This window comes from Roseburia sp. OM04-10BH (genome assembly GCF_003462605.1).
Taxonomy (GTDB): Bacteria; Bacillota; Clostridia; order Lachnospirales; family Lachnospiraceae; genus Roseburia_C; species Roseburia_C amylophila.
The window spans coordinates 60,973-85,488 of the sequence record NZ_QTZI01000008.1 but is presented as its reverse complement, the minus strand read 5'-3'; the positions used below and the strand labels follow the sequence as shown (position 1 = coordinate 85,488).

General features: G+C 41.3%; 21 protein-coding genes. 17 read left to right on the top strand and 4 right to left on the bottom strand.

Translation table 11 applies throughout. The features are described from left to right. Window positions 1-51 precede the first annotated feature (51 nt). From DXB43_RS09520 to DXB43_RS09495, 6 genes are all read left to right on the top strand, one after another. Entirely contained in the window at window positions 52-1,446 is a 1,395-nt protein-coding gene (locus DXB43_RS09520) for an ATP-binding protein (RefSeq protein WP_117947441.1), read from the top strand. Between the two features lie 33 nt (window positions 1,447-1,479). Beyond that, window positions 1,480-1,857, top strand: a complete 378-nt coding sequence (locus tag DXB43_RS09515; RefSeq protein ID WP_117947440.1) for a hypothetical protein — start codon at window positions 1,480-1,482, stop codon at window positions 1,855-1,857. Between the two features lie 137 nt (window positions 1,858-1,994). Beyond that, entirely contained in the window at window positions 1,995-2,609 is a 615-nt protein-coding gene (locus tag DXB43_RS09510) for a hypothetical protein (protein WP_118705033.1), read from the top strand. Window positions 2,610-3,034: 425 nt separating this feature from the next. Continuing rightward, window positions 3,035-4,327, top strand: a complete 1,293-nt coding sequence (locus DXB43_RS09505) for a C40 family peptidase (protein WP_117947438.1) — start codon at window positions 3,035-3,037, stop codon at window positions 4,325-4,327. 93 nt (window positions 4,328-4,420) lie between these two features. Then, on the top strand, window positions 4,421-4,870 hold the full coding sequence (locus DXB43_RS09500) for a winged helix-turn-helix domain-containing protein (RefSeq protein WP_117842012.1): 450 nt from the start codon (window positions 4,421-4,423) through the stop codon (window positions 4,868-4,870). Further along, a complete protein-coding gene (locus tag DXB43_RS09495) occupies window positions 4,860-6,242 on the top strand; it encodes an MATE family efflux transporter (protein WP_158567214.1) in 1,383 nt (460 codons plus the stop codon). The genes DXB43_RS09500 and DXB43_RS09495 overlap by 11 nt, the downstream gene beginning before the upstream one ends. Window positions 6,243-6,263: 21 nt before the next feature. On the opposite strand, the gene DXB43_RS15650 is transcribed toward DXB43_RS09495, so the two are convergent. After that, on the bottom strand, window positions 6,264-6,398 hold the full coding sequence (locus tag DXB43_RS15650; RefSeq protein ID WP_022244007.1) for a hypothetical protein: 135 nt from the start codon (window positions 6,396-6,398) through the stop codon (window positions 6,264-6,266). 222 nt (window positions 6,399-6,620) lie between these two features. Between DXB43_RS15650 and DXB43_RS09490 the strand changes: the two genes are divergently transcribed. The 3 genes from DXB43_RS09490 to DXB43_RS09480 all read left to right on the top strand — a co-directional run bounded on the left by DXB43_RS09490 (window position 6,621) and on the right by DXB43_RS09480 (window position 11,640). After that, window positions 6,621-7,409, top strand: a complete 789-nt coding sequence (locus DXB43_RS09490; protein ID WP_117947436.1) for a peptidoglycan recognition protein family protein — start codon at window positions 6,621-6,623, stop codon at window positions 7,407-7,409. An 86-nt stretch (window positions 7,410-7,495) separates the two neighbouring features. Then, complete coding sequence (locus tag DXB43_RS09485) at window positions 7,496-8,974, top strand: methyltransferase (RefSeq protein WP_117947435.1); 1,479 nt, start codon at window positions 7,496-7,498, stop codon at window positions 8,972-8,974. 5 nt (window positions 8,975-8,979) lie between these two features. Continuing rightward, window positions 8,980-11,640, top strand: a complete 2,661-nt coding sequence (locus DXB43_RS09480; RefSeq protein WP_117947434.1) for a sensor domain-containing phosphodiesterase — start codon at window positions 8,980-8,982, stop codon at window positions 11,638-11,640. A gap of 54 nt (window positions 11,641-11,694) precedes the next feature. Here the strand turns inward: DXB43_RS09480 and DXB43_RS09475 are convergent, their stop codons facing one another. Together DXB43_RS09475 and DXB43_RS09470 are read right to left on the bottom strand one after the other, a co-directional pair. Beyond that, window positions 11,695-12,450, bottom strand: coding sequence for an exodeoxyribonuclease III (locus tag DXB43_RS09475; RefSeq protein ID WP_117947433.1), 756 nt, complete (start codon window positions 12,448-12,450; stop codon window positions 11,695-11,697). A gap of 116 nt (window positions 12,451-12,566) precedes the next feature. Beyond that, window positions 12,567-12,809 carry a hypothetical protein gene (locus DXB43_RS09470; protein WP_117698055.1) on the bottom strand — a complete coding sequence of 81 codons (243 nt, stop codon included), beginning with the start codon at window positions 12,807-12,809 and terminating at the stop codon, window positions 12,567-12,569. Between the two features lie 283 nt (window positions 12,810-13,092). Here DXB43_RS09470 and DXB43_RS09465 point away from each other — a divergent pair, with 283 nt between their 5' ends. The 3 genes from DXB43_RS09465 to DXB43_RS09455 all read left to right on the top strand — a co-directional run bounded on the left by DXB43_RS09465 (window position 13,093) and on the right by DXB43_RS09455 (window position 15,896). Then, window positions 13,093-14,649, top strand: a complete 1,557-nt coding sequence (locus DXB43_RS09465) for a phosphate--AMP phosphotransferase (protein WP_117947432.1) — start codon at window positions 13,093-13,095, stop codon at window positions 14,647-14,649. A gap of 93 nt (window positions 14,650-14,742) precedes the next feature. After that, window positions 14,743-15,204: a LytTR family DNA-binding domain-containing protein gene (locus DXB43_RS09460; RefSeq protein WP_117698057.1), complete on the top strand. Its 462-nt coding sequence runs from the start codon at window positions 14,743-14,745 to the stop codon at window positions 15,202-15,204. Then, window positions 15,201-15,896 (top strand): LiaF transmembrane domain-containing protein, encoded by a 696-nt coding sequence (locus DXB43_RS09455; protein WP_117947431.1) that lies wholly within the window; start codon window positions 15,201-15,203, stop codon window positions 15,894-15,896. The genes DXB43_RS09460 and DXB43_RS09455 overlap by 4 nt, the downstream gene beginning before the upstream one ends. Window positions 15,897-15,954: 58 nt before the next feature. Here DXB43_RS09455 and DXB43_RS09450 read toward each other — a convergent pair whose 3' ends face one another. Next, window positions 15,955-17,298, bottom strand: coding sequence for an MATE family efflux transporter (locus DXB43_RS09450; protein WP_117947430.1), 1,344 nt, complete (start codon window positions 17,296-17,298; stop codon window positions 15,955-15,957). Between the two features lie 457 nt (window positions 17,299-17,755). Here DXB43_RS09450 and DXB43_RS09445 point away from each other — a divergent pair, with 457 nt between their 5' ends. From DXB43_RS09445 to DXB43_RS09425, 5 genes are all read left to right on the top strand, one after another. Next, a complete protein-coding gene (locus tag DXB43_RS09445) occupies window positions 17,756-18,070 on the top strand; it encodes a metal-sensing transcriptional repressor (RefSeq protein ID WP_117842003.1) in 315 nt (104 codons plus the stop codon). Between the two features lie 14 nt (window positions 18,071-18,084). Next, entirely contained in the window at window positions 18,085-20,718 is a 2,634-nt protein-coding gene (locus tag DXB43_RS09440; protein ID WP_117947429.1) for a heavy metal translocating P-type ATPase, read from the top strand. A gap of 223 nt (window positions 20,719-20,941) precedes the next feature. Continuing rightward, window positions 20,942-22,249: an alpha-amylase family glycosyl hydrolase gene (locus DXB43_RS09435; protein WP_117947428.1), complete on the top strand. Its 1,308-nt coding sequence runs from the start codon at window positions 20,942-20,944 to the stop codon at window positions 22,247-22,249. A 52-nt stretch (window positions 22,250-22,301) separates the two neighbouring features. Then, window positions 22,302-23,636, top strand: coding sequence for a methyl-accepting chemotaxis protein (locus DXB43_RS09430; RefSeq protein WP_117842001.1), 1,335 nt, complete (start codon window positions 22,302-22,304; stop codon window positions 23,634-23,636). A 91-nt stretch (window positions 23,637-23,727) separates the two neighbouring features. After that, window positions 23,728-24,471 carry a DUF6062 family protein gene (locus tag DXB43_RS09425; RefSeq protein ID WP_117842000.1) on the top strand — a complete coding sequence of 248 codons (744 nt, stop codon included), beginning with the start codon at window positions 23,728-23,730 and terminating at the stop codon, window positions 24,469-24,471. Window positions 24,472-24,516: the final 45 nt, after the last annotated feature.

Sequence of the window (24,516 nt, the reverse complement as noted above, 5' to 3'; positions counted from 1 at the left end):
CTAAAAACAAAAGTGGGGTTATAGTTAATTTACAGAAATGGAGGTACAGATATGTTTATAGGCAGAGATAGAGAGTTAAAAACACTGGATAAGTTATACCATTCAGATAAGTTTGAATTTGTTGTAATATATGGACGCCGTCGTGTTGGAAAGACAGCGCTTATTAACCATTTCATTGATGATAAACAATCCATCTATTTTATGGGAGTAGAAAGTAACGAAAAGCAGAATTTAGAAAATTTAAGCAAGAGTATTTTGGAGTATAGTAATGGGATTGAAACAGATACTTATTTTGCATCATACCAGGCTGCACTCGAATACGTATTTAAACTGGCAGAAAGGGAACGCGTTATATTAACGATAGATGAGTATCCTTATGTGGCAAGAGAGTCTAAAAGTCTGGCTTCTACCTTACAGTTATTGATTGATAAATATAAAGATACATCGAAATTGATGCTTATTTTATGCGGATCTTCCATGTCATATATGGAAGACCATGTGCTTGCCTATAAAGCGCCTCTATATGGCAGAAGGACTGCACAGATGAAGATTATGCCGTTTGACTTTGAAGAAAGCTGCAGATATTTAAAAAACATGTCGGATGAAGAGAAAGCAATTATATATGGAATTGTCGGAGGAACACCGCAGTACCTTCTTCAGATAAATGATAAGATGAGCGTAGAGGAAAATATCAGGAATACGTTTTTGAATCCAATGTCATTTTTATATGAAGAGCCGATGAATCTTTTAAAACAGGAAGTAAGAGAACCAGCAATTTATACCGCAATTATTACTGCCATTGCAACAGGACATTCCCGGATGTCTGAGATTTCCACCAAGGTTGGGGAAGATACTAATGTATGTTCCGGATATTTGAAAAATTTAATAAATCTTGGAATTATTAAAAAGGAAACACCATATGGAGAAAAGACTTCTAAAAAGTCAATTTATTCTATCGAAGATAACATGTTTTGTTTTTGGTATCGATTTGTATTAGATAATAATTCTATTATTGTAAGAGGCGCAGCCGATTTAGTTTATAAGAAAATTGAAGCACAGCTAAGTGATTATATGGGAAGAGTGTTTGAAGATATTTCTGTACAGTATTTGTGGAAACAGCTCCTTACAGGAAATTCGTCAGTAGAATTTACATCCCTCGGTCGTTGGTGGGGAAATGATCCGAAGAAGAAGTGTCAGGCAGAAATTGACATTATGGGTGAGCAAGACAGCAATACAGCCCTTTTTGCAGAGTGTAAATGGCGTAATGAAAATGTTGATTTAGATGTGTTGGAAACGCTAATAGACCGAAGCAGATTATTCCATTATACAAAGATGCATTATTTTGTTTTTTCAAAAACCGGATTTACAAAAGGATGTATGGAGAGAGCAGACGAAATGGGAAATGTTACATTAGTCTCTTATAAGGACATTGTGAAAGCAATGTAATGTGCAGAAAGAAGAGTTAGAGAGAGTATATAAATGAAAGAAAAATTAGTTGGTGTAATAGAAAGAATAAAATATTTTTTGGGTGGTGGTTTGATAAATACAAAAGCGAAATATAATGTAAAAGTGACAATCTTATTTATTCTAATTTGTGCAGTGTTAAGAAAAATTGGATGTATTATGCTGGGAAGTGGAATGATAGCTTTTACGTTAAGATCATATATGATATATGAGAATAGAGTAAAAAATGCAAGTTCAATAAAGATTAATAATGGACAAGTATCCTATGAGGAAGATTTAAAAGAAAGAGGAAAATTAATTGAAAATATTTTTATGATTGTTCTGTTTGGTGAAAGTATTTTTCTCATTACATGGGAGAATATATACTCATATATTTTTTGGTCGTTACTCTGAGTTTTACATTTGCAGCAAAATATTCTATTGAAAAAAATAATATGTTTTATAAGCTATTAACCATAATAGTCTCATCGATTTTTGGAGGAATTGTAATATTTGTTCTTTTGTTATCATTTCTTATTGGAATTAATTTTTTGTTAAATTATTTTATAATTAGGGATGGAACATTAAAAGGGTTACCATTTTCTCGAACGGAATGTGTATCTATATTAATTGCAGCGACATGTTATGTAGAAAATAACTTTTGGATTACAATAGTTTCTATAAGTCTTTCTTGTTTTCTTAATATTGCGTATATAAAATTAACACCTGCATATCAATTGGATAATTTAAAAAAATCATTCCAAATAATGAATATAATTGTTGTTGCAATTAGTATTATATCATTTGGGTCAGCGGGGGCGTTTTGTGATTATGTGCGTAGCAATGCATGGGATTGGTATGAGTTGTTGGGGGAAGGACGACAATTAGCAAAATATGCATCGACATATGATACTACTAATTTTAAAAATTTATTTTATATAATAGGGCTTCCATATACATTTGGAATTTTAATTTCAACATATTTTCTGGATAATAAGAAAAAGCGGTGTGAAAAAAAGAAGCAAGAAATACTACATAAAATGATTGTGGAGAAAAAAATATTAAACGAGGAATACATAAAAAAATATTATGAATTGTCGGGTGATACAAATGAGTATGAAATATTGCTTAGTTTACTAAATGTTGAAAGAAATGAGAGCATATAATCCTTCCATCTCCACACTATCTCCATATCTATGTAATAAGATGTAACAAGTTCGTAACAACTTGCGAATGATTACATAGGAAATTGCGAGAAGAGAAAATTATTTGAATTTATTTTAGAAAATGAACAATAGCCAGACAGTCCGGCAAAGTGCGAAGGCATTTTCATGGCTGTTAGGGGCACTTGGAATTTCGTATGGGAACAGGCAACGCCGGTACATGGAAGTACCGGCGAGGCGCAGATGAACATGGATGTGAATTTGCACCGTTTGCCGGATAAAAAGAATACAATCCGAAATTCTTAGTGCCCCTTGCAGACATGATGCGGTCTTTGCATTTGCCGGACTGCCCGGCTATTTCATTCATTTATTAAAAATAAAATATCTCTTTTGCAATACCTGATGATTACATAGGTAAGGAGACAGATATGAAATACAAAACAGTAAAAAAATTATGGCTTGCAGCCGCAATCCTGGCAACCACAACTTCATTATGGACCAATGTCAATGCCATGGAGACACCAGCTGCATCCGGTGCAGGCGTAATCCGGGCACTGAATGAGCAGCGCATTTTATCTGAGCAGTATGCACTGCAGCAGATACAGACAGGAGCTGGTGAACTGGCAGAAGGTGAAGCAGCAGGCGAAGCAGAAATAAATGATGTGGCAGAACTTTCACTTGGAAATGCAGAAGAGGAAATGCCGGCAGCAGACCAGCCGGAACTTGCGGTTGCAATCGCACCGAATTATGTGAATATTCGAAAAGAACCGTCTACAGAAGGAGAAGTGCTTGGAAAACTTTACCGTAATACGGTAGGTGTGATAGAGGCAGCAGAAGAGGGCTGGTATTATATTACTTCCGGTTCAGTCAGCGGATATGTCAGTGCAGAATATGTCTGTGTGGGAGAAGAAGCAAGAGCACTTGCGGAAGAAATTGGCACACAGCTTGCCCGGGTAACTACAACAACTTTAAAAGTGCGTACGGAAGCATCCACAGATGCTGCCGTATTAGGACTGGTACCGGGAGGCGATATACTAACGGTAACAGAGACACTGGATGGCTGGTTAAAGGTTGATGCAGAGGAAGGGGAGGGCTATGTAGCAGCAGATTATGTAGAAACCTATACGGAATATCCCCATGCAGAATCCATTCAGGAAGAAGCAGAACGGTTAGCAAGAGAAGAAGCCGCAAGAAGAGCGGCACAGGAAGCAGAAGCCAGAAGAAAAGCGGCAGAGCAGCAGGCAGCAGCACAAAAGAAGGCAGCAGCGAAGCAGAGCACCAATCATACAACAGCAGGGAATGCAACATCTAAAGCTTCAACATCTGGAAATGCTGCATCCGGAAACAGCGGAACAGGGACGTCTGCATCTGATGCCGGTTTAGGCAGGCAGATTGCAGATTATGGATTGCAGTTTGTAGGAAATCCATATGTATATGGTGGAACCAGTCTTACAAATGGGGCGGATTGTTCCGGCTTCGTGCAGAGTGTATATAGGAATTTTGGAATTAATCTGCCAAGAACCTCCGGTGAGCAGGGAGCCTGCGGAAGCGCAGTGGCATCTTTGGCAGAGGCACAGCCGGGAGATTTAATCTGGTATTCCGGTCATATCGGAATCTATATCGGAAACGGACAGATTGTGCATGCAAGTTCAGCAAAGACCGGAATTAAAGTATCAAATGCAGGCTACCGGACGATTCTTTCTATCCGAAGAATTGTATAAAGAGAATAAAAATTTTATCCGTGGAGATACTGACTACAATAGAAAAGAGTATAAATTAGTAGAAAAGATTGTAGCAGGAAGGATAGAAGATATATGGGAACAAAGGGAACCATTATCATTCAGGAGTCAGAAGGAAGGATGCCCCAGGAACTCTGCCAGCAGCTTTTAGAAGAGGGCTACCGCATTGTATACGAAGAAGACAGGCGGGCAGGAAGTCAGATTGAAATTGGAACGGCCTGTATCTTAGAAGTAGACAATCATTGTATCAGAAGAGGCAGGAAAAAGATTCATCTGACACCTAATGAATATAAAATTTTATATACCATGGTGAAATCTCCCCACCGGGTATATAGCAGAAACCAGTTGATTACTTATGCGTTAGAGGATGCCTTTGATGGCTATGACAGAACCATAGATTCCTATATTAAGAGTATCCGGAAGAAAATTGAAAAGAATCCCAGACGGCCGCGTTATATCATAACGGTGCACGGAGTCGGATATAAATATGTTCCATCAGACAGTGAGGGCACTCATGGAGAATAAGAGCCTGGAACAGAGGATGGAAACAGAACCGGTGCATCGTGTGATTTTGTCACTGGCGGCACCTACGGTACTTAGTATGCTGGTAATTTCTGCTTACAGTATCGTGGATACCTTCTTTGTAACAAGACTTGGCAGCAGGGCAACCGGAGCGGTCGGAATTACGTTTGCGCTGGTGGCATGGATACAGGCAGTGGGCTATACTGTTGGCATGGGAGCGGGAAGCCTTGTTTCAAGGCTCCTTGGAAAGAAAGAAAAAGAGCAGGCAGAGCAGATTGCAAATTCGGCAATTATGTCAGGGCTGCTGCTTGGACTTATAAGTCTGGTGGCAGGTCTGATTTTTTTGACACCTTTGCTGAAACTTTCCGGTGCAACAACAGAGCTGCTTCCATATGCAAGGGAATATGCCCTCTTTGTATTGCTGTCGGCACCCTTTACCATAGAGACACTGGTACTTGGTACGCTTCTTCGGGCACAAGGCAGGGCGAAAGCATCCATGGCAGGAATGGTAACCGGTGGAATTCTTGATATTATACTGACACCGGTGTTTCTGTTTGTCTTAAATCTTGGAGTAAAAGGAGCCGCATTAGCGGCATTTATCGGACAGGCAGTGGCAGCGATGGTACTGGGAGGCTGTTTCCGGCATGGCAGAATGAAACTGGATGGAAAGAAACAAAGTAAAAATTTTTTTAAAATAAAGGACTATGGTAGCATTATAAAAAATGGTCTGCCGTCGCTTTGCAGGCAGGGATTTGCCAGCGTGGCAGCTGTATTGTTAAACCGGCAGGCGGTAGGATATGGAGATGCGGCAGTAGCAGCAATGTCTGTAGACGGACGGTTATTTATGGTATTTTTCAGCCTTTTTATCGGATATGGTCAGGGTTTTCAGCCGGTGGCAGGGTATCAGTTTGGAGCTGAAAATAAAAAAAAGTTAAAGCAGGCATTTATTTTTACTTTATGGAGCAGCACCATAGCGGCGGCAGGAATCGGTCTGGCAGGATTCCTTTTCGCACCGATGACCATGAACTTCTTTTTAAAAGAGGATATGGCAGCACAAATCGGCATTTTTACTTTTCGAAGCCAGTGCCTGATTCTTCCGCTGATTCCGATAGGAATTTTAAGTAATATGCTGTTTCAGGGAATCGGGCAGCAGGGGAAGGCGGCATTTCTATCAGCGTGCCGTCAGGGAATTGTATTTCTTCCGTTGATTTTCCTTCTACCGGAATGGATCGGACTGGCGGGAGTGGAGATTGCGCAGGCATTGTCAGATGGGCTGACTGCAATCATCAGCATTCCATTTGTGTTTTGTTATTTCCAAAAGAGTGAGAAAAAAAGAACAAAAAAAAAGACCAGTGACGGAAAGCGGCGGCTATGAAGCGCCGTTTGGTCAACTGGTCTACTGAACCATTTCTACCAGATAAGCTAACATGGTAACAGGTTCTTTCTTCTGTGCTTTCATCTCTCTTACATATGCTTCGTATTTTGCTACGAATCTGGAAAGACCCAGCACTGCATCCTGCTCTAAGAACATACAAATCCCTCCTTATGCAATTTATTATCTGAACAAACCTCTTTGTTCGTTTAGTATTATATACTTACCTTTGGTAAATGTCAACAAAAAAGATGCGAAAAAATTGTGTAAAATTACCATAAAAGAAAATTAAGTTTTTGTTAATAAAATGTAAGGAACATTTGGTGTATGATGATAAGGAATGAAATAACAGATAACGCATATAGGAGCAGATAAAAATAAATGAGACAGACCGGAAGAGGAAAGAGAAAAACAGGAAGAAAAAAATATACATATGAGAAACCACATACAGCAGCAGAATACCGGCGCAGAAGAAGACAGCAGCAGGTGCGGATTCAGAGAATGCTGCTGCTTTTAGGAATTGTTCTTGTAGTAATTTTCATATTTGTATTAGGTGGGAAATTGCTCCGCTGGATAAGGGGAAAACATTTGGCAGCAGCAGATGTGCCGGCAGCCGTTACCAAAGTGGTAGAAAATCCGCCGGATTATGATGTGCAGCTTCTTACGATAAATGATTATTCCAGACCGGGACTTGCAATTGATCAGGTAAATGGCATTGTGGTGCATTATACTGCAAATCCGGGAACCACAGCGCAGCAGAACCGTGATTATTTTGAAGGCTTAAAGGACAGCCATGAAACACATGCCAGCAGTCATTTTGTCATCGGACTGGATGGTGAACTGATTCAATGCATCCCATGCAAAGAGATTTCCTATGCATCCAATGACAGGAACAGTGATACTATTTCCATCGAATGCTGTATCCCGGACGATACCGGAAGATTCAACGATGCCACCTACCAGACATTAGTGCATCTGGTGGCATGGCTTTGTGGCAGATATGATCTGACCATGGATGATGTTATCCGTCATTATGACGTAACCGGAAAAAACTGCCCGAAATATTATGTGGAACACGAGGATGCCTGGAAGCAGTTTAAGGTAGATGTGGCAGATTATATAGAGAAGAATGGAGTTGCCCCGGAAAATCTAAAAAATGACAAGGAGTAAGTCTTGCCAAATCTTCTGATTTCAAGTAATATTAAATCATTGATAGTGGAGAGACGAAAAGTCCACTGGTTGTAAGAAGGAAAAACATGTTAGAAGAGATTTGTAAGGCACTGACCGAAGAGACGAATATACGTGAAAATCTGATAGAATTAAAGAAAAGCATAAAAAATCAGGATGCATTGAAGGAATGGAAAGAATACCATGCAACGCATCCGGTTTTGTATGCTTTTTTGAGTTCCGAAGATGCTAAAATCCGGAAAAATGCAGCACTTATTCTGGGTGAGACAAATGAATCAGGGGCGGCAAAAGCACTGTTTGAGGCATACCAGAGGGAGAATACACGCTTTGTGAAAAGTTCTTATCTTACTGCAATGAATGGACTTGATATAGAGATTTATCAGGACGCACTCGGGAAGCGTTACAAGGAATTGATAACAGAAGTTCCGGCAGAAAGCGAAAAGAAGCACAGAACGGAAGAACTGCATGCTCTGGATAAATTGTTAGGTGGGCTGAACCAGAATAAGAAGCATCGTTTTACTGGATATGAAGAAGAGGTAGAAGTGCTTCTGACAACCAATCCTGCATATCGTGAGATTACGGCAGAACAGATAAAAAAAGATCGTCCGGTGCTGGTTCCGGCAGGTGTAAAAGTAAAGACAACACATCTCAGGGATGTGATAAAGATTCGTACTTTCCGGGAGATGCTGTTGCTGTTGTCCGGGGGACACCGGATTGCTGCAGAACCGGAAGCGGTAGCAGAGGCATATGCAAAATCAAATCTTATGGAGTTATTAAACAGGCTGCATGAGGGCAATCCACCATTTCGCTTCCGCATGGAAGTAAGGGGCATTGCTCCGGAAGAAAAAGGCAGCTTTATCCGGAAAGCGGCAGCAGCATTAGAAGATTTAACCGGACATCAGCTGTTAAATACGGTAGATGGCTATGAAATAGAATTGCGGCTTACGAAGAATACGGATGGCACATTATATCCATCCTGTAAATTATTTACAATTCCAATGCGGAGATTTTCTTACCGGAAGGAAGTAGTTGCAGCATCCATTCATCCGGCAAATGCAGCATTATTTATGAAGCTGGCAGAACCTTATCTGAAAAAGGGCGCACAGGTATTGGATCCGTGCTGCGGAGTTGGTACCATGTTAATAGAACGTGACCTTCTGGTGCCGGCGGGAGATATGTACGGACTGGATATTTTTGGAGAGGCTGTGATAAAGGCAAGAGAGAATGCCAAAGCGGCAGGAAGGCAGATTAATTATATTAATCGTGATTTTTTTGATTTTACACATAAATACCTTTTTGATGAAATCATTTCCAATATGCCATTGAGAGGGAAGAAAACAAGAGAAGAACAGGATGCCTTTTACAGTCAGTTCTTTGATTGTGCAGGAAAATTCCTGAAAAATGGTGGTCATATGATTTTATATTCCAATGAGGGCGGCTTTGTAAAGAAACAGCTGCGGAGACATATGGAATATCGTCTATTAGACGAGTTCTGTATACGGGAAAAAGAAGGTTTTTATTTATTTATAGTCGGTAAAAAGGGGTAACAAAAATGAAGCAGAAGTTGGACATGCAGGGGAGTAATGAGTTAATGTTTGGAGCGGAATTACTCGACGGAAGAGTGCTTCAGGGATTACAGGACCGTTTCTGTGCCTGTAATAATTTATATTGTGTATGCTTAAGCCAGATGCAGGGGGTTGTGACCAAGGCATATGGTTCCAAGGAAGAACTGAATTATCTTCATGAAAAAGTCGGTATGGCACGCCATATTGTGCTGCTGAACAGACTGATTACCTCTGAGATGGAAGATGTAGTGGAAGAACCATTGGAAGAGGATTATTTGAAAATGAACGGTGTTGCAATCCGTGTAGGCGGTAAGATTGCAGCAATCTGGATTGTCATTGGTGTGCTTTCTGATATAGCCGCACCAGAACAGGAGATTCCGGAGAATATCCAGAAGACTACGACAAAGCAGTATTACAATTCACTTGATTTTTTAACCTATATATCCAAACAGTATTTTGCTACAAAGTTGGATGAGCTTCTGGCACAGGAAGCATTTGCAAAAAACAGGGAAAGCCAGGAGCAGATTAAGACAGAATTACAGCGTACAGAGGTCATGACTTCTATCGTGAAAATGTTGGAGAGTGAAAATGGCTTTTCCAAAATTGCAGACGAAATTCTGACAGATGTATGCAATTATCTGAAAATCAGTAATGCAGCATTGCTCCGTATTAACCGGGATGGCGAGACTGCGGATATGATAAGTGAATGCTGTCTGGAGGAAGAGGATGCATTGATTGCAAAATGCCAGGGCATTTCCACATCAGAATTTCCTTTTACCAATGGCAAGCCTTATATGATTTCAGCAGATTCCATACTGCCGCCCGCATTTGCACAGTTTTTTGAAAAATGGAATATTCAGGCGGCAATCAGCCTGCCGGTAGAGATTAACGGGGAAGCTGCCATGTATTTATGCTTCTTTGAACTGCGGAAACGCCGTATCTGGGATGTTTCCGATATTAAATTTTTAAATGAAGTAAAACAGATTGTGCAGAGTATTTTGATTAAGCGGATTACAAAGAATTCGCTGGCAAGTTCTTATGCATCCTTAGAGGCAATCCTTGAAAATGTAGGCTGTGGAATCTGTGTAAGGGATATGCTTTCGGAGAAGATTCTTTATACGAACCAGCAGTTTCACAGGTTATTTGCAGATGGCCGGTTTGAAAAGCAGCAGGATGAGATTTTCCGTTCCGGTAATAAGCGTTATGGAAATGGTAATTTTGTAGAATATTATTCCAAAGAGGATAACCGGTATTTTGACATTTATCATACCCAGATTAACTGGGTGGATGGCAGAAGGGTTATGCTGCTGACGGTTTATGATGTGACGGATAAAAAGCTTTATCAGCAGAAGATTGAACGCCAGGCGAATAATGATTTCCTGACGGGACTTTATAACAGAATGCGTTGTGAGCATGATGTGGAAATCTATATCCAGAGAGCCAGGGAACAGGGTGGCAAGGGAGCACTCTGCTATATTGACCTGGATGACTTTAAGCATATTAATGATGGTCTGGGACATCAGTATGGGGATATTCTGCTGCAGACGATTTCAAGAAGCCTGCAGGGAGTGACCGGACTGGATTCTACCTGCTACCGCATGGGTGGTGATGAGTTTATCATCATTGTTAATCAGGAAGAATATCAGCGCCTGGATGAGATTTTAACAGAGATTAGGAATATTTTTTCCAAGCCGTGGTTCTTAAAAGGTGGAGATTACTACTGTACCATGAGTATGGGGGTGGTATGTTTCCCGGATGACGGAGACAATGTACAGGAATTAATCAAAAAAGCAGATATTGCTTTATACGAAGCCAAAAAGGGTGGTAAAAACCGTATAGCATTCTATGATGAGAATGTAGAAGCAACATCCTTTAAGCGGCTTGATTTAGAGAAGAATATGCGTTATGCCACTACAAATTCCTGCCAGGAATTTGAGGTGTATTATCAGCCGATTGTGGATATTTCCAGACCGGGAGATCCATGTAGTGGAGCAGAGGCACTTATCCGCTGGAATTCCGAGGCAATGGGGATGATTTCCCCGTCTGAATTTATTCCACTGGCAGAATATTTAGGACTTATCAATCCAATCGGAAGCTTTGCATTGAAAGAAGCCTGCCACCGTTGTAAATACTGGAATGACATGGGACATCCGGAGTATCATGTCAATGTAAATCTTTCGGTGGTACAGCTATTGCAGAATGATATGAAAGAAAAAGTCAGGGAAGTGTTGGAAGAGACAAAGATGGATCCGGCAAACCTTACCCTTGAAGTAACAGAGAGCCTTGCAATTAACGATATGAAGCGTATGAAGAGGATTCTTTCGGATATCAAGAGCCTTGGAGTAAAGGTTGCACTGGACGATTTTGGAACAGGTTATTCTTCCTTGAACCATATCCGTGAGCTGCCGATTGACATTATCAAGATAGACCGCTGCTTTATCATTGACATTGGAAAAGATGAGTACGCAGAGGCATTTGTAAAGATGGTATCAGAACTGGCAGAAACCATCGGAGTACGGATTTGTGTGGAGGGGGTAGAGGAAATTGAACAGGTGGAGAAGCTCCGCAGCATGAAGGTGCAGTATATTCAGGGCTATTATTATGGCAAGCCAATGCGTGCTGAGGACTTTGAAAAGAAGTATCTGTAGAAAAAAAGAATGGGTAAAAGCTGATGGAAGGAAAGCTTTTTACCCATTTTAAATTTAGCAGTCTATCTCCAGTTCCACCGGACAATGGTCGGAACCAGGGACTTCCGTATGAATGGCAGCTCCCTTTAACTTCTCTTTTAAGGGCTGGGAAACCAGGAAATAATCAATACGCCATCCGGCATTCTTTTCCCTTGCGTGGAAACGGTAGGACCACCAGGAGTAGATGCCTTCCTGTTCCGGGTAGAAATAACGGAAGGTGTCGATAAAACCATTCTCTAAAAGAACAGAGAATTTTTCCCGTTCTTCATCTGTAAATCCGGCATTTTTACGGTTGGTTTTCGGATTCTTCAAATCAATTTCTTTGTGGGCAACATTCAGGTCACCGCAGAAAATAACCGGTTTCTTTTCTTCTAATCCCTTTAAATACTGTAAAAAAGCATCTTCCCATTCCATACGGTAGGAAAGCCTTGCCAGTTCGCTCTGGGAGTTTGGTGTGTAGCAGGTGATGAGATAGTAGTTTTCATATTCTAATGTGATAACACGTCCTTCTTCATCATGCTCCGGGATGCCAATGCCATAGCTTACAGAAAGAGGTTCCTTTTTGGTAAAGATGGCAGTGCCGGAATAGCCTTTTTTCTTCGCATAATTCCAGTACTGGTAATAGCCCGGAAGGGAAAGGTCAATCTGTCCTTCCTGCAGTTTAGTCTCCTGAATACAGAATGCATCTGCATTGATTTCATGGAAGAAATCTAAAAATCCTTTATTGACACAGGCACGTAAGCCATTTACATTCCAGGAAATAAATTTCATAGTGAGTCTCCTTTTTATTGATACATATCGGTGATTGCGAAAAAGCGGTGTTTTATTTGAAAAAGGTCTGTATTCGAAGAATTGGTGGCTTATGTGATGTGAAATGCCAGCAATTCTTAGCTGCATATTTTTCTTAATGGTAAACTGTCTTTCCGTTGCTTTGACCGGATGCCGTCACTGTCCGCCAGGTGCGGATGCCACATAATAACTGCAAGGGGCACTAAGAATTTCGAGACATATTTTGTCAGGTCCGGCAACCGGCACAAATTCACATCCATGTTCATATGTGCCTCGCTGGCACGTCCCTGTGCCAGCGTTGCCGGGTGCCGGACGAAATTCCAAGTGCCCCTAACAGCCATTAAAAGGCATCCGTACTCCGGCGGACAGTACCGGCATCTTGTCAAACATTGGAAAGACTGCTTTCTATCACAAAAAGAAAAATATGCAGCTTAGAACTGCGGTATTTCATGTCAAAGCCACTGTGCTTCGAATACAGCCTTTTGAAATAATAATTTCTTTTCGCAATCACATATTTGTTTCATTATACCCATTAGACTGGATATTCTTCAAGAAAAATATTATACTATTTCTATATATAAAAATGCAACGTATTGTGGAGTTATAAGCGAAGGAGGATATGCGATGTTAGAGAAGGTAGATTTAAACCGGAAGATGGGGAAAAAGGAATATAAGGAGTGGATGGACGATTTGCAGCCAAAGTTATCCTATCTGCAGAGAGCCTGTAAGGAACAGAAGATTCCGGTCATGATTGTATTTGAAGGATTTGGTGCAGCAGGAAAAGGAACATTGATTAATAAAATCATTGAGCCTTTAGACCCGAGGGGATTTTCCGTTTATGCTACCGCAGTGGAGACCAAGGAAGAAAAAATGCATCCGTTCCTGTGGCGTTTCTGGACGAAGATTCCATCCCAGGGAAGAATTGCAATTTTTGACAGAAGCTGGTACCGGAGAGTGTTGGTGGACCGCTTTGACGGTGTGACCACAAAGGAGCAGCTTGATTATGCATTTGGAGAAATCTGTTCCTTTGAAAAACAATTAACGGATGATGGTATGGTAATTATCAAATTGTTTGCAGATGTGTCAAAGAAGGAGCAGAAGAAGCGGTTTGATAAGCTTCTGGAAGATAAGAAGACTGCATGGCGGGTAACAAAGGACGATTTGGCGAGAAATAAGCATTATGAAGAATATCTTGCCATGAATGAAGAAATGCTGGAAAAGACGGATTCTGAATATGCACCGTGGCATATTTTAGAGTGTACCGACCGGGAATATGCAGCAGCAAAGATGACGGAAATCGTAGTTTCTGTGTTGGAGCAGGCAATCGCAGATAAGAAAGCCGAACAGGAGAAGAGGGAGCAGGAGAAAACAAAGGCGCAGGAAATAAAACAGGAAAAGGATACTTTGCAGGAAGCAGGAGCCGCATCACAAAAGGAGCAGGTACTTGAGAGCTCCGTACTGGCTGGAGTTGACCTTTCAAAGAAGATGGAAAAAGAGGAGTACAAAAAAGAACTTGCACGTCTTCAGGCAAGACTTTCCGAGCTTCATAATGAACTTTATAAATACCGGATTCCGGTGGTGCTGGCATTTGAAGGCTGGGATGCCGGTGGAAAAGGCGGAGCCATCAAACGGCTGACCCAGGCATTGGATCCAAGGGGGTATCAGGTAAATCCGGTGGCAGCACCCAATGATGCAGAAAAAACACATCATTATCTGTGGCGTTTCTGGAAACAGTTTCCAAAGGATGGTCATGTGGCAATATTTGACCGTTCCTGGTATGGCCGCGTTATGGTTGAGAGAATCGAAGGCTTCTGTCAGGAAGAAGAATGGAAGCGTGCTTACCATGAGATGAACGAAATGGAAGAGCAGCTGGCGCATCATGGAACCATTGTTTTGAAATTCTGGATGCACATTGATAAGGATGAGCAGGAGCGTCGTTTTAAGGAGCGTATGGAAAACCCGGCAAAGCAGTGGAAGATTACCGATGAGGACTGGCGCAACCGTGAGAAATGGGATGCTTATGAAAAGGCAGTGGATGAAATGCTGATTCGTACCTCTACCACTTATGCACCATGGATTTTAGTAGAGGCAGACTGCAAGTATTATGCCAGAATTAAAGTGCTTCGTACGGTGGTAGAAGCAATTGAGAAGCGTCTGAAAGAAGAAAAAGAACGGAAATAATTACCACTTGGTTCGTATTTCTTACCACTTATTCCAAAGGCATTTACAGAAAAATGTGTTTGTGTATAATGAGTGACATAGGAAGGAACGACAATGAAGATACGGATTGAATTAGACGAAAACTTAATAGAGGATGAAGTGCTGATTCGCTGCAGATCCTTAGATGAAAATGTAAGGAAAATACAGGAAGCCGTGTCACAGGTGCTTACCGGAAAACAGCAGTTAATCTGTTATAAGGAAGATACGGAATACTATCTGTCTTTGGATGAAATCCTGTTTTTTGAGACAGAGACCAAAGAGGTATGGGTGCATACAACAGATAAGATGTATCAGACCAGATATAAACTGTATGAGCTGGAAGAACTGTTGCCGGGACATTTTATGAGGGTTTCCAAATCCACAATTTTAAATACCAACCGGATTTACTCCATTACAAGAAATCTTACGGCATCAAGTGTGGTGGAATTTATGGGAAGCCATAAACAGGTATATGTATCAAGATATTACTACAAACCATTAAAATGTAAACTGGAAGAAAAGAGGATAAGAAAATGAAAAAAGAGAGAATCTTCTGGGGACTGTTTCTGATTTTTGGAGCGGTATTCCTGATTGTAAGCAAACTGGGACTGGTGGAAGGCATTGGCTTCTGGACGGTAATCGGAACAATATTTTTCGGTTGTATTTTATTAAGCAGCCTGATAAAGCTTCGATTTACCGGAATCTTTTTTTCACTGGCATTTCTAGGAATTATTTATGATGAACAGTTTGGCATACAGGCGATTACACCATGGCCGATACTTGGAGCGGCACTGCTTTTATCCATCGGCTTCGGTATCATTTTTAAGAAGAATACCACAAAATGTTGGAAAAAGAAAAAAGATACGGACTATGAGACCATTATAGATGAAGAGGATGGTAACCGGATTTCTTTCGATACCTCCTTTGGCGCATCCATCAAATATGTGAATACGGATGATTTCCAGTCTGCTTCCTTGGACTGCAGCTTTGGCAGTATGAAAGTGTATTTTGATAATGCGATGATGCAGCAGCCACAGGCAACGATTTATCTGGATGCATCCTTTTCCGGAGTAGAGCTTTATATTCCAAAGAGCTGGGCAATGATAAATAAAGTCCATGCAGCATTTGGTGCAGTGGAAGAGAAAAATCAGAATGTACCGGATGGTGTGCACAGTGTGATACTTACTGGAGAATGTAATTTTTCCGGCGTAACAATTATATATGTATAAGAAATAGCATAGAGAAGGCTGTCAGCAAAATTTTGCTGGCAGCTTTCTCTAATGTATTTTATGCCTGTGTGCCCGGAAGCCGGAGGCTTGATTTCATCAGCAGGGCTGCAATTGCGGCAGTGAGAATTTCCGTAATCCAGAAGGCATGGAATACGCACTGTGGATCAAAGGCTTTGCAGAGAACAAAAGCAAGCGGAATGATAAAAAGGATATAACGGAGCAGTGAAATAATTAAGGACTGTCCGCCCTTTGAAAGCCCTTCCAAAGCACCGGAGGCAGTAATGGATACGGTGGAAATCAGGAAACCACAGCAGATAATCCGAAGGGCATTGCTTCCCACGGAAATTGTGGTGGCATTGTCTGTAAACATTCCGATAAGGTAAGGTGATGCAGTAAAGCAGATAATCATACCAAGGAGCATAATGACACCATTCATACAGAGGGTAAGATGATAGATTTTCTTCACACGCTTTATTTCACCGGCACCGTAATTGAAGCCCACCAGCGGACGCATCCCCTGGATAATTCCATTGGCAGGAAGGTAGAGGAAGGTCTGCAGCTTGTAATAGATTCCGACGACTACCACATAACACTGGTCATATGCGGCAAGGAGTCCGTTTAAAAATGAGATCAGTAAGGACGGCAGAGCCAGATTTAAGATGGCTGGAATGCCGATACCATATAATTTCAAATCAAGATGTTTATCCAGGATAAGATATTTTCTGCTAATCCGTACACTGATTGGGCGCAGAAAATAGGCAAAGAGATAAAAAATAAGAGTCAGCAGCTGTCCGATACCGGTGGCAAGGGCAGCTCCGCGCATTCCCATTTTCGGGAAGATGCCAATTCCGAAAATTAAAAGCGGGTCTAAAATGATATTGGCAATACATCCTAGCATCAGTCCAATCATGGAGACATTCATTCTGCCGACAGACTGAAAGACTTTTTCAAAGGTTAAATTCATCATAATAATGATACTGAATACAAATACAATATTTGCATATTCTACACCTGACTTAAGAACATTACTGTCGGTGGTAAAGCGGCTTAAAAACGTAGGAATCAGGGCAATGCTTCCAATCGTTAAAATGACACCATGCAAAATAGAAAAGAAGAACCCATGGGTTGCAGCAATATTGGCTTTTTCCCCTTCTTTTGCACCAAGGTGAAAAGAAATTAAAGCATTAATTCCGACACCAAATCCAATTGCCACAGCATTGATAAAATTCTGCACCGGATAGACCAGGGAAAGGGCAGTCATGGCATCTTCACTGATTTTAGCCACAAACAGACTGTCTATAATATTATAAAGAGAATTTACCAGCATGGAGATAACCATAGGAAGTGCCATGGTAGTCAGCAGTGGTAAAATCGGTTTTTCTTTCATAAAATCTTCATTCATAATAATTGCTCCTTTTTTCTTTTTCTCACTAATCCAAAGTGTGAGAAAGAACAAAGAATGTGCCTTGGCACATTCTCGCGCCTGCGGCGGTCGCTTGCGACATCTACCTTATACGCCGAAGTGTGCATCCTCGCGGAGCGTTTTTTACTTTACAGGAAAGCAATTTCCTGTAAAGTAAAAAACGCCACACAATTATCGCAAGGATAATTGTGTGGCGAAAAGTAGTCAGACTAGAAAAATCCACACCAGTTTTAGCGTTATGAAAATAGCATAAATCATAGGAAAAGTCAAGATAATATCATAGAGCGGAAGAAGATGGCTTGAATATGAATTGGAACATTCAATGGAAAAATGATTGACAAATACCCTATGGGGGTATAATATAAGCATACCGGTAGGGGGTATATGGCTATCGGGAAATGTGTATTGGAATGTGAAGATAGAAGGGAGCCTGACTATGGCAGAAGAAAAAGAGATGTGTCCATCCTGCTGCGAACGGAAGAAGCACAGACAGGAAGCAGAATATCAGGATTTATTAAAACGCTTGAACCGGATTGAAGGACAGGTGCGGGGTGTAAAGAAAATGTTGGAAGAAGACCGTTACTGCGTGGATATTTTAACGCAGGTGTCTGCAATTAATTCTGCACTGAACTCCTTTAATAAAGTGTTATTAGCGGAGCATATCAAATCCTGTGTGGTGGATGACATCCGTGCCGGAAAGGAAGAAGCGGTGGATGAGCTTTGTGCGACCCTTCAGAAACTGATGAAATAGAGGAGGACAAAAGTGTGAAACAGGAACGTTATGAAGTCACAGGTATGACGTGTTCTGCATGCTCTTCCCGTGTGGAAAAGTGTGTGTCAAAGATTGACGGAGTGGAAAATGTATCCGTAAATCTGCTGACCAACAGTATGCAGGTGTCCTATGACGAGAATAAGGTCAATGAAGATATCATTGTATCAGAAGTAGAGAAGGCAGGTTATGGTGCTGCACTGGCAAATGCCAGAAATGAGAAACGTACCGGCAAAGGGAAAAAGATAAATAAGGCAGAGCAGGAAATTCATGAGATGAAAATCCGTCTGATCTGGTCTGTTATTTTTCTGATTCCGATGATGTATATTTCCATGCACCATATGTTTTATGAATGGTTTGGAATTCCGGTACCGGGATTTATCAAGGCTGCATTTCACGGAGATGAGAATGCACTGGCATTTTCCTTTTCCCAGTTTTTATTGCTGCTTCCGATTATGTATCTGAACCGGAAATATTTTATTGTAGGATTTAAGAATCTTTTTGTACACAGAAGCCCGAATATGGATTCGCTGATTGCACTTGGGGCATCGGCTTCCGTTATCTATGGTGTATTTGCCATTTTCCGGATTGGTTATGGCCTGGGACATCAGGATGTGGCACTGGTAAGCCGGTACAGCATGGATATTTATTTTGAGTCTGCAGGAATGATTCTGACATTGATTACAGTTGGAAAATATTTAGAGAGCCGTTCCAAAGGAAAGACCAGTGAAGCTATTGAGAAGCTGATGGACTTGGCTCCGAAGCAGGCAAATGTCTTAAGAGATGGCAAAGAAGTTATGGTCCCGGCAGAGGAACTGGTAAAAGGTGATTTAGTATTGGTGCGTCCCGGCGAGACGGTTCCGGTGGACGGAGTAATTGAAGAGGGACAGTCAAGTCTCGATGAATCTGCCATTACCGGGGAGAGCATTCCGGTATATAAGGAAGTGGGGGATACTGCAATTTCCGCAACCATTAACCAGAATGGCTTCTTGAAAATCCGTGCATCCAAGGTCGGGGAAGATACCACCATCAGCCAGATTATTCATCTGGTGGAAGAAGCTGGATCCAGTAAAGCACCGATTGCCAAGATGGCAGATAAGATTGCAGGAGTATTTGTGCCGGTGGTTATTACAATTGCCCTAATTGCTGCAATCATCTGGCTCATCAGTGGGGCAACCTTTGAATTTGCACTTTCTATTGGAATCGCGGTGCTGGTTATTTCCTGTCCGTGTGCCCTTGGACTTGCGACACCGGTAGCTATTATGGTAGGAACCGGAAAAGGTGCAGAAAACGGAATCCTGATTAAGTCCGGCGAAGCACTGGAAACGGCGCACAGTATCGATACCGTAGTTATGGATAAGACCGGAACCATAACAGAAGGTAAGCCAAGAGTTACAGATGTGAGTGTTGGAACCACAGAATTAAACGAAAAAGAATTTGTGGCAATTGCAGCAGGCGTTGAGCAGGGAAGCGGGCATCCGCTGGCACAGGCAATTCTGCAGTATGCGAAGGAGCAGGAGATTATGCCCCTTGCCATGAAGAATTTTAAGACAATTCTGGGCAGAGGAATTGAGGCAGAAGACGAAAATGCATCTTATTATGCGGGAAACGAAGCCTTTATGAAAGAAAAGGGAGTGTCATTGGATGACCTTGGAGATACTCTGGACAAGCTGGCAGAAGAAGGAAAGACTCCATTAATCTTTGCGAAAAACAACAGCCTTCTGGGTATCATTGCAGCAGCAGATGTGGAAAAGAAAACCAGCCGCTATGCTATTGAAGCATTCCGTAAGATGCACATTGAGGTAGTAATGCTGACCGGAGACCATAAACGTACCGCCGAAGCTATTCGTAAGAAGCTTGGAATTCCAAAAGTAATTGCAGAAGTATTGCCGGAGGATAAGGAACGGCATATTGCCAAACTGCAGCAGCAGGGACATAAGGTTGCCATGATTGGAGACGGAATCAATGATGCACCGGCACTGGCAAGAGCTGATGTAGGAATTGCCATTGGAGCAGGAACAGATGTGGCAATCGAAAGTGCAGATGCGGTACTGATGCGGAATGATCTGATGGATGCCGTAACAGCCATCCGGTTAAGCAAAGCGGTTATCCGCAATATCAAGGAGAACCTGTTCTGGGCATTCTTCTATAACAGCATTGGAATTCCACTGGCAGCAGGCGTTTTATACCCGGCATTTCATATTAAATTAAATCCGATGTTCGGTGCAGCCGCCATGAGTTTAAGCAGCGTCTGTGTTGTTTGCAATGCTCTCCGGTTAAAGCTTTTTAAACCGCAGCGATTAGAACAGACGGCAGGAAATGTGGCAGAACAGATGACGGAAAAAGCAGCAGGAAGTCAGATAGAACAGACAACCGAAAAAGTGACAGATAATAATGAAAATGATAAGGAGGATAATAAAATGAAAGAAACACTTAAAATTGAAGGAATGATGTGTGAACATTGCAAGAAACATGTGGAAGAAGCATTAAATGCCATGGAAGGAGTACAGGCAGCTGTCAACCTTGAGACAAAGAGTGCTGAAGTAACCATGGACAAAGAGATTCCGGAAACTGAATTTGCAGAAGTGATTGAAAAAGCAGGGTATCAGCTTACCGGTGTTGAAAAATAACAAAATAACGTTATAAAAATCAAAAAGAATTAGGAAAAATGCAAGAAAAAAATTCCCTTATGCTATAAAGTTATGTTATAATAAGTGTAATTGAAACAACATGGGCGAAGGCAGAGGGAAGAAGTTAGGAGGACGGTTCCCGCAAAAGGAACCGTCCTCTTTTATTTACGCGAGTAGCGGGAAAACCACAGCACATGATGGACAGACAGGAGGAACAGTTTTTATGTGGTCATATGACAGTGTATTTTATCAGCTTTCAACATTGGGATTTTGCGGAGCACCAACAGAAAATGATGGTGTTCTGGCTCATCGGATAAAGAAAGTGGAAGACTGGATTCCGCATATGGTAAAGCTTGGAGTGGATGCAATATATTTCTGTCCGGTTTTTGAATCAGACCGTCACGGTTATGATACTAGGGATTATACAAAGTTAGATGTAAGACTTGGAACCAATGAGGACTTTAAAGAAGTATGTGGAAAATTACATGACAACAATATCAAAGTAGTGTTGGACGGAGTGTTTAACCATGTGGGAAGAGGCTTCTTTGCATTTCAGGATTTACTGAAAAACAGAGAGAATTCTCCATATAAGGACTGGTTCACAAATGTGAATTTTGGCTGGAATAATAATTATAACGACGGACTTTCCTATGAAGGCTGGGAAGGACATAATGAGCTGGTAAAACTGAATTTGCGGAATGAAGAAGTAATCCGGCATATCTTTTCAGCAGTAGAAGGATGGATAAAAGAATTTGATATTGACGGACTGCGTCTGGATGTTGCATACAGTCTGGATATGGATTTTGTAAGAAGATTACGTCAGTTCGTAGATTCGAAAAAGGATGATTTTTATCTCCTGGGCGAGATGATTCATGGTGATTATAACCGTCTTCTGGATGAACAGAATATGTTGCATAGTGTAACAAATTATCAGGCATATAAGGGAATGTGGTCCAGCTTTAATGACCGCAACCTCTTTGAAATCAATTATACCCTGGAGCAGCATTTCTGTGGAATGTATCAGGGCAAACATTTATTAAATTTTCTGGATAACCATGATGTGAACCGTCTGGCAAGCACTTTAAAGGAAAAAGAACATCTTCCACTGGTATATGCAATGCTGTTTGCAATTCCTGGCATTCCATGTGTCTATTATGGCGGTGAATGGGCAGCAGAGGGAAAGAAGGAAAATGGCGGGGATGAAGCACTCCGCCCTTCCTTTGAAGCACCGGAATGGAATGAACTTACCGATTATATTTCCAGACTGGCGAAGGTTCATAAATCGGAAAAAGCACTTTGCTATGGCAGCTACCGAAAGGTATTCTTAACAAACCGGCAGATTGTATTTGAGAGAAGCTTTGAAGGTGAGCGGATTCTTGTAGCAATCAATCTGGAAGAGAATCCCTTCCATGCATCCTTTGATGCAGGAGCAGCAGAAGCAGTTGACCTGCTGACCGGAGAAAAAGCGGTATTTCAGGGTGGTCTCGATATGCCGGCATTTTCCGCAGCTTATTTAAAGATAACCGGATAAAAAGATAATACATAAGAATAAGAGATAAGAGCTATAAGGAGGAAGTGTAGTAATGGCAGAAAAACGTAAATCTTCAGAAAAAAGTAATATAGGAAAGAAACTGGCACTTGGATTAATTGCAGTAATTTCACTCCCGATTCTTCTGGTTGGACTTGCCGGAATTATCATAATGCATCTGGTACAGAATACAGCATTAAATGCAGGTGTGGGAACGATTATTTTAATTGTGGTTTTAGCGGTATTTGTGGCAGGTTCCCTGTGGCTTGCAGTAGCAATTGCCGGAAAACTGAAAGCTGTAATTGGAAGTATGGATAAGATTGCGGATGGAAGCCTTCAGTTAGAAGAACCAAAACATAATGAAAAAAATGATGAAATCAGCAAATTGTTAGGCTCTGCCAATGATTTGGTAAGAAGCTTTGCACAGATTGTAACCGGAATCCGTAGAGCCAGCAGGGAATTAAGCGAACTGTCTACGACATTCAGCCAGTCCTTTGACACTATGAATGAAGCGTTGGATCAGGTGAGCGGTGAAGTTGCTTCCATTACAGATAATACCGTTTCACAGGCAGAGAAAACACAGCATGTACAGCAGAAAGTAGCAGAAATCGGTAATGCCATTGAAGTGATTGCCAGCAATATTACACTTCTTTCGGACAGTGCATTAAAAATGAAAGACTGCAATGAATCAGCAGAGGTGATTATGCAGCAGCTGGTGGAAATCAGCAGACAGAACAGGCAGTCTATTGATGAAGTGCAGAGCCAGACAGACAGAACCAATCAGTCTGCCTTACAGATTCGTACTGCAACAGAGATTATTGCAGGAATTGCAAGCCAGACAAATCTGCTTGCTTTAAATGCAAGTATTGAAGCTGCACGGGCAGGAGAACAGGGAAAAGGATTTGCCGTAGTTGCAGAAGAAATCCGTACCTTGGCAGACCAGTCCAGAGAGTCTTCAGAGCAGATTAATAAAATTGTTAATGAACTGATTGATAATTCTAATGTCAGTGTAGACATTACCGGAAAAGTATCAGAAGCATTTGAACAGCAGAATGCAAAGATTCGCGAGACAGAGACAATCTTTACTGCCTTGAATCATGAAATTGAAAGTGTCAGCACTTCTATTCAGGGAATCAATTCAGAAGTCGGTGGCTTGAATGAACATAAGAGTGCCATTGAAGAGAAAATGGATTCGCTTGCTGCAGCAGCAGAGACAAATACAACAAGTGCCAGAGATACATCTGAGGCAATGAATGAGTTTGAAGCTTTGGTAGAAGAATGTAAGAATGCAACTGCCAGAATTACTTCTGTAGTAGCAGAACTGGATGAAAATATCCGTAAGTTTAATGTTTCTTCCATGAAAGAAGAAGTAGAGAAAAACATGATGTAATAAACGGTATACAATTGCAAAGAGAAGGGTATTCCACAGGCCGAAGGAGTGCATATGGAATACCCTTTTGTGTATCTTTAAGGAGATTAAAATGAAAACAGAGATTTATACGATACCAATACAGGATGCATTTGCAGAGGAAAGCGAATGTCCGGTCTGCAGAATGTATCAGAAATTAGAAGAAAATGCTATCAATTATACCATTGGACCGGGTGCAAGTTATATGGAGGGAGATATCCGGGAGCAGAGCGATGAACAGGGCTTCTGTCAGAAGCATTTGGAAATGTTATATGAATATCCGAATAAATTAGGACTTGCCATGATGTTAAAGACCCATATGGATAAGACAGCTAAGGAGTTAAAAAAAGCAATGAAAGCACCACTGCCTCAGGCAGCTGTACTTTTCAGGAAAAAGAGCCAGACGGTCCATCCGGTGATTACCTTTGTGGAAGAAAAAGAGAAAAAGTGCTTTGTGTGTGATTACATTAATCACAGCTTTACAAATTATATCAATACCATTTACTATTTATATGAAAAAGAAGAGGACTTCCGCAAACAGTTTGCAGCATCCAAAGGCTTTTGTGTAAATCATTATAAAGTTCTGTTTTCCGGTGCCCCGGAATATATGGGTAAGAAATACCTGAATGAATTTCTGATGACTTTAAATGAGACTTTTATTAACGGATATGAGAGGGTGCGGGATGATTTAGAATGGTTCATCTGTAAGAATGATTACCGTTATAAGGAGCAGCCTTGGAAGAATGCAAGGGATGCACTGCAGAGAGGACTGGTAAAGGCAGGAAGTATCATGGAGGCAGAAGAAAAGAAGGAATAGGTAGAGGTAATAAAAGAAAAGGGGATAGAAGAAGACGTAAGAGCA

Bases quoted from the DNA above. Each gene is read 5' to 3' on its own strand.
- DXB43_RS09520 (WP_117947441.1), top strand. From the start codon at position 52: ATGTTTATAGGCAGAGATAGAGAGTTAAAAACACTGGATAAGTTATAC.
- DXB43_RS09515 (WP_117947440.1), top strand. From the start codon at position 1,480: ATGAAAGAAAAATTAGTTGGTGTAATAGAAAGAATAAAATATTTTTTG.
- DXB43_RS09505 (WP_117947438.1), top strand. From the start codon at position 3,035: ATGAAATACAAAACAGTAAAAAAATTATGGCTTGCAGCCGCAATCCTG.
- DXB43_RS09500 (WP_117842012.1), top strand. From the start codon at position 4,421: ATGGGAACAAAGGGAACCATTATCATTCAGGAGTCAGAAGGAAGGATG.
- DXB43_RS09495 (WP_158567214.1), top strand. From the start codon at position 4,860: ATGGAGAATAAGAGCCTGGAACAGAGGATGGAAACAGAACCGGTGCAT.
- DXB43_RS15650 (WP_022244007.1), bottom strand. From the start codon at position 6,398: ATGTTCTTAGAGCAGGATGCAGTGCTGGGTCTTTCCAGATTCGTAGCA.
- DXB43_RS09490 (WP_117947436.1), top strand. From the start codon at position 6,621: ATGAGACAGACCGGAAGAGGAAAGAGAAAAACAGGAAGAAAAAAATAT.
- DXB43_RS09485 (WP_117947435.1), top strand. From the start codon at position 7,496: ATGTTAGAAGAGATTTGTAAGGCACTGACCGAAGAGACGAATATACGT.
- DXB43_RS09480 (WP_117947434.1), top strand. From the start codon at position 8,980: ATGAAGCAGAAGTTGGACATGCAGGGGAGTAATGAGTTAATGTTTGGA.
- DXB43_RS09475 (WP_117947433.1), bottom strand. From the start codon at position 12,450: ATGAAATTTATTTCCTGGAATGTAAATGGCTTACGTGCCTGTGTCAAT.
- DXB43_RS09470 (WP_117698055.1), bottom strand. From the start codon at position 12,809: ATGGCTGTTAGGGGCACTTGGAATTTCGTCCGGCACCCGGCAACGCTG.
- DXB43_RS09465 (WP_117947432.1), top strand. From the start codon at position 13,093: ATGTTAGAGAAGGTAGATTTAAACCGGAAGATGGGGAAAAAGGAATAT.
- DXB43_RS09460 (WP_117698057.1), top strand. From the start codon at position 14,743: ATGAAGATACGGATTGAATTAGACGAAAACTTAATAGAGGATGAAGTG.
- DXB43_RS09455 (WP_117947431.1), top strand. From the start codon at position 15,201: ATGAAAAAAGAGAGAATCTTCTGGGGACTGTTTCTGATTTTTGGAGCG.
- DXB43_RS09450 (WP_117947430.1), bottom strand. From the start codon at position 17,298: ATGAATGAAGATTTTATGAAAGAAAAACCGATTTTACCACTGCTGACT.
- DXB43_RS09445 (WP_117842003.1), top strand. From the start codon at position 17,756: ATGGCAGAAGAAAAAGAGATGTGTCCATCCTGCTGCGAACGGAAGAAG.
- DXB43_RS09435 (WP_117947428.1), top strand. From the start codon at position 20,942: ATGTGGTCATATGACAGTGTATTTTATCAGCTTTCAACATTGGGATTT.
- DXB43_RS09430 (WP_117842001.1), top strand. From the start codon at position 22,302: ATGGCAGAAAAACGTAAATCTTCAGAAAAAAGTAATATAGGAAAGAAA.
- DXB43_RS09425 (WP_117842000.1), top strand. From the start codon at position 23,728: ATGAAAACAGAGATTTATACGATACCAATACAGGATGCATTTGCAGAG.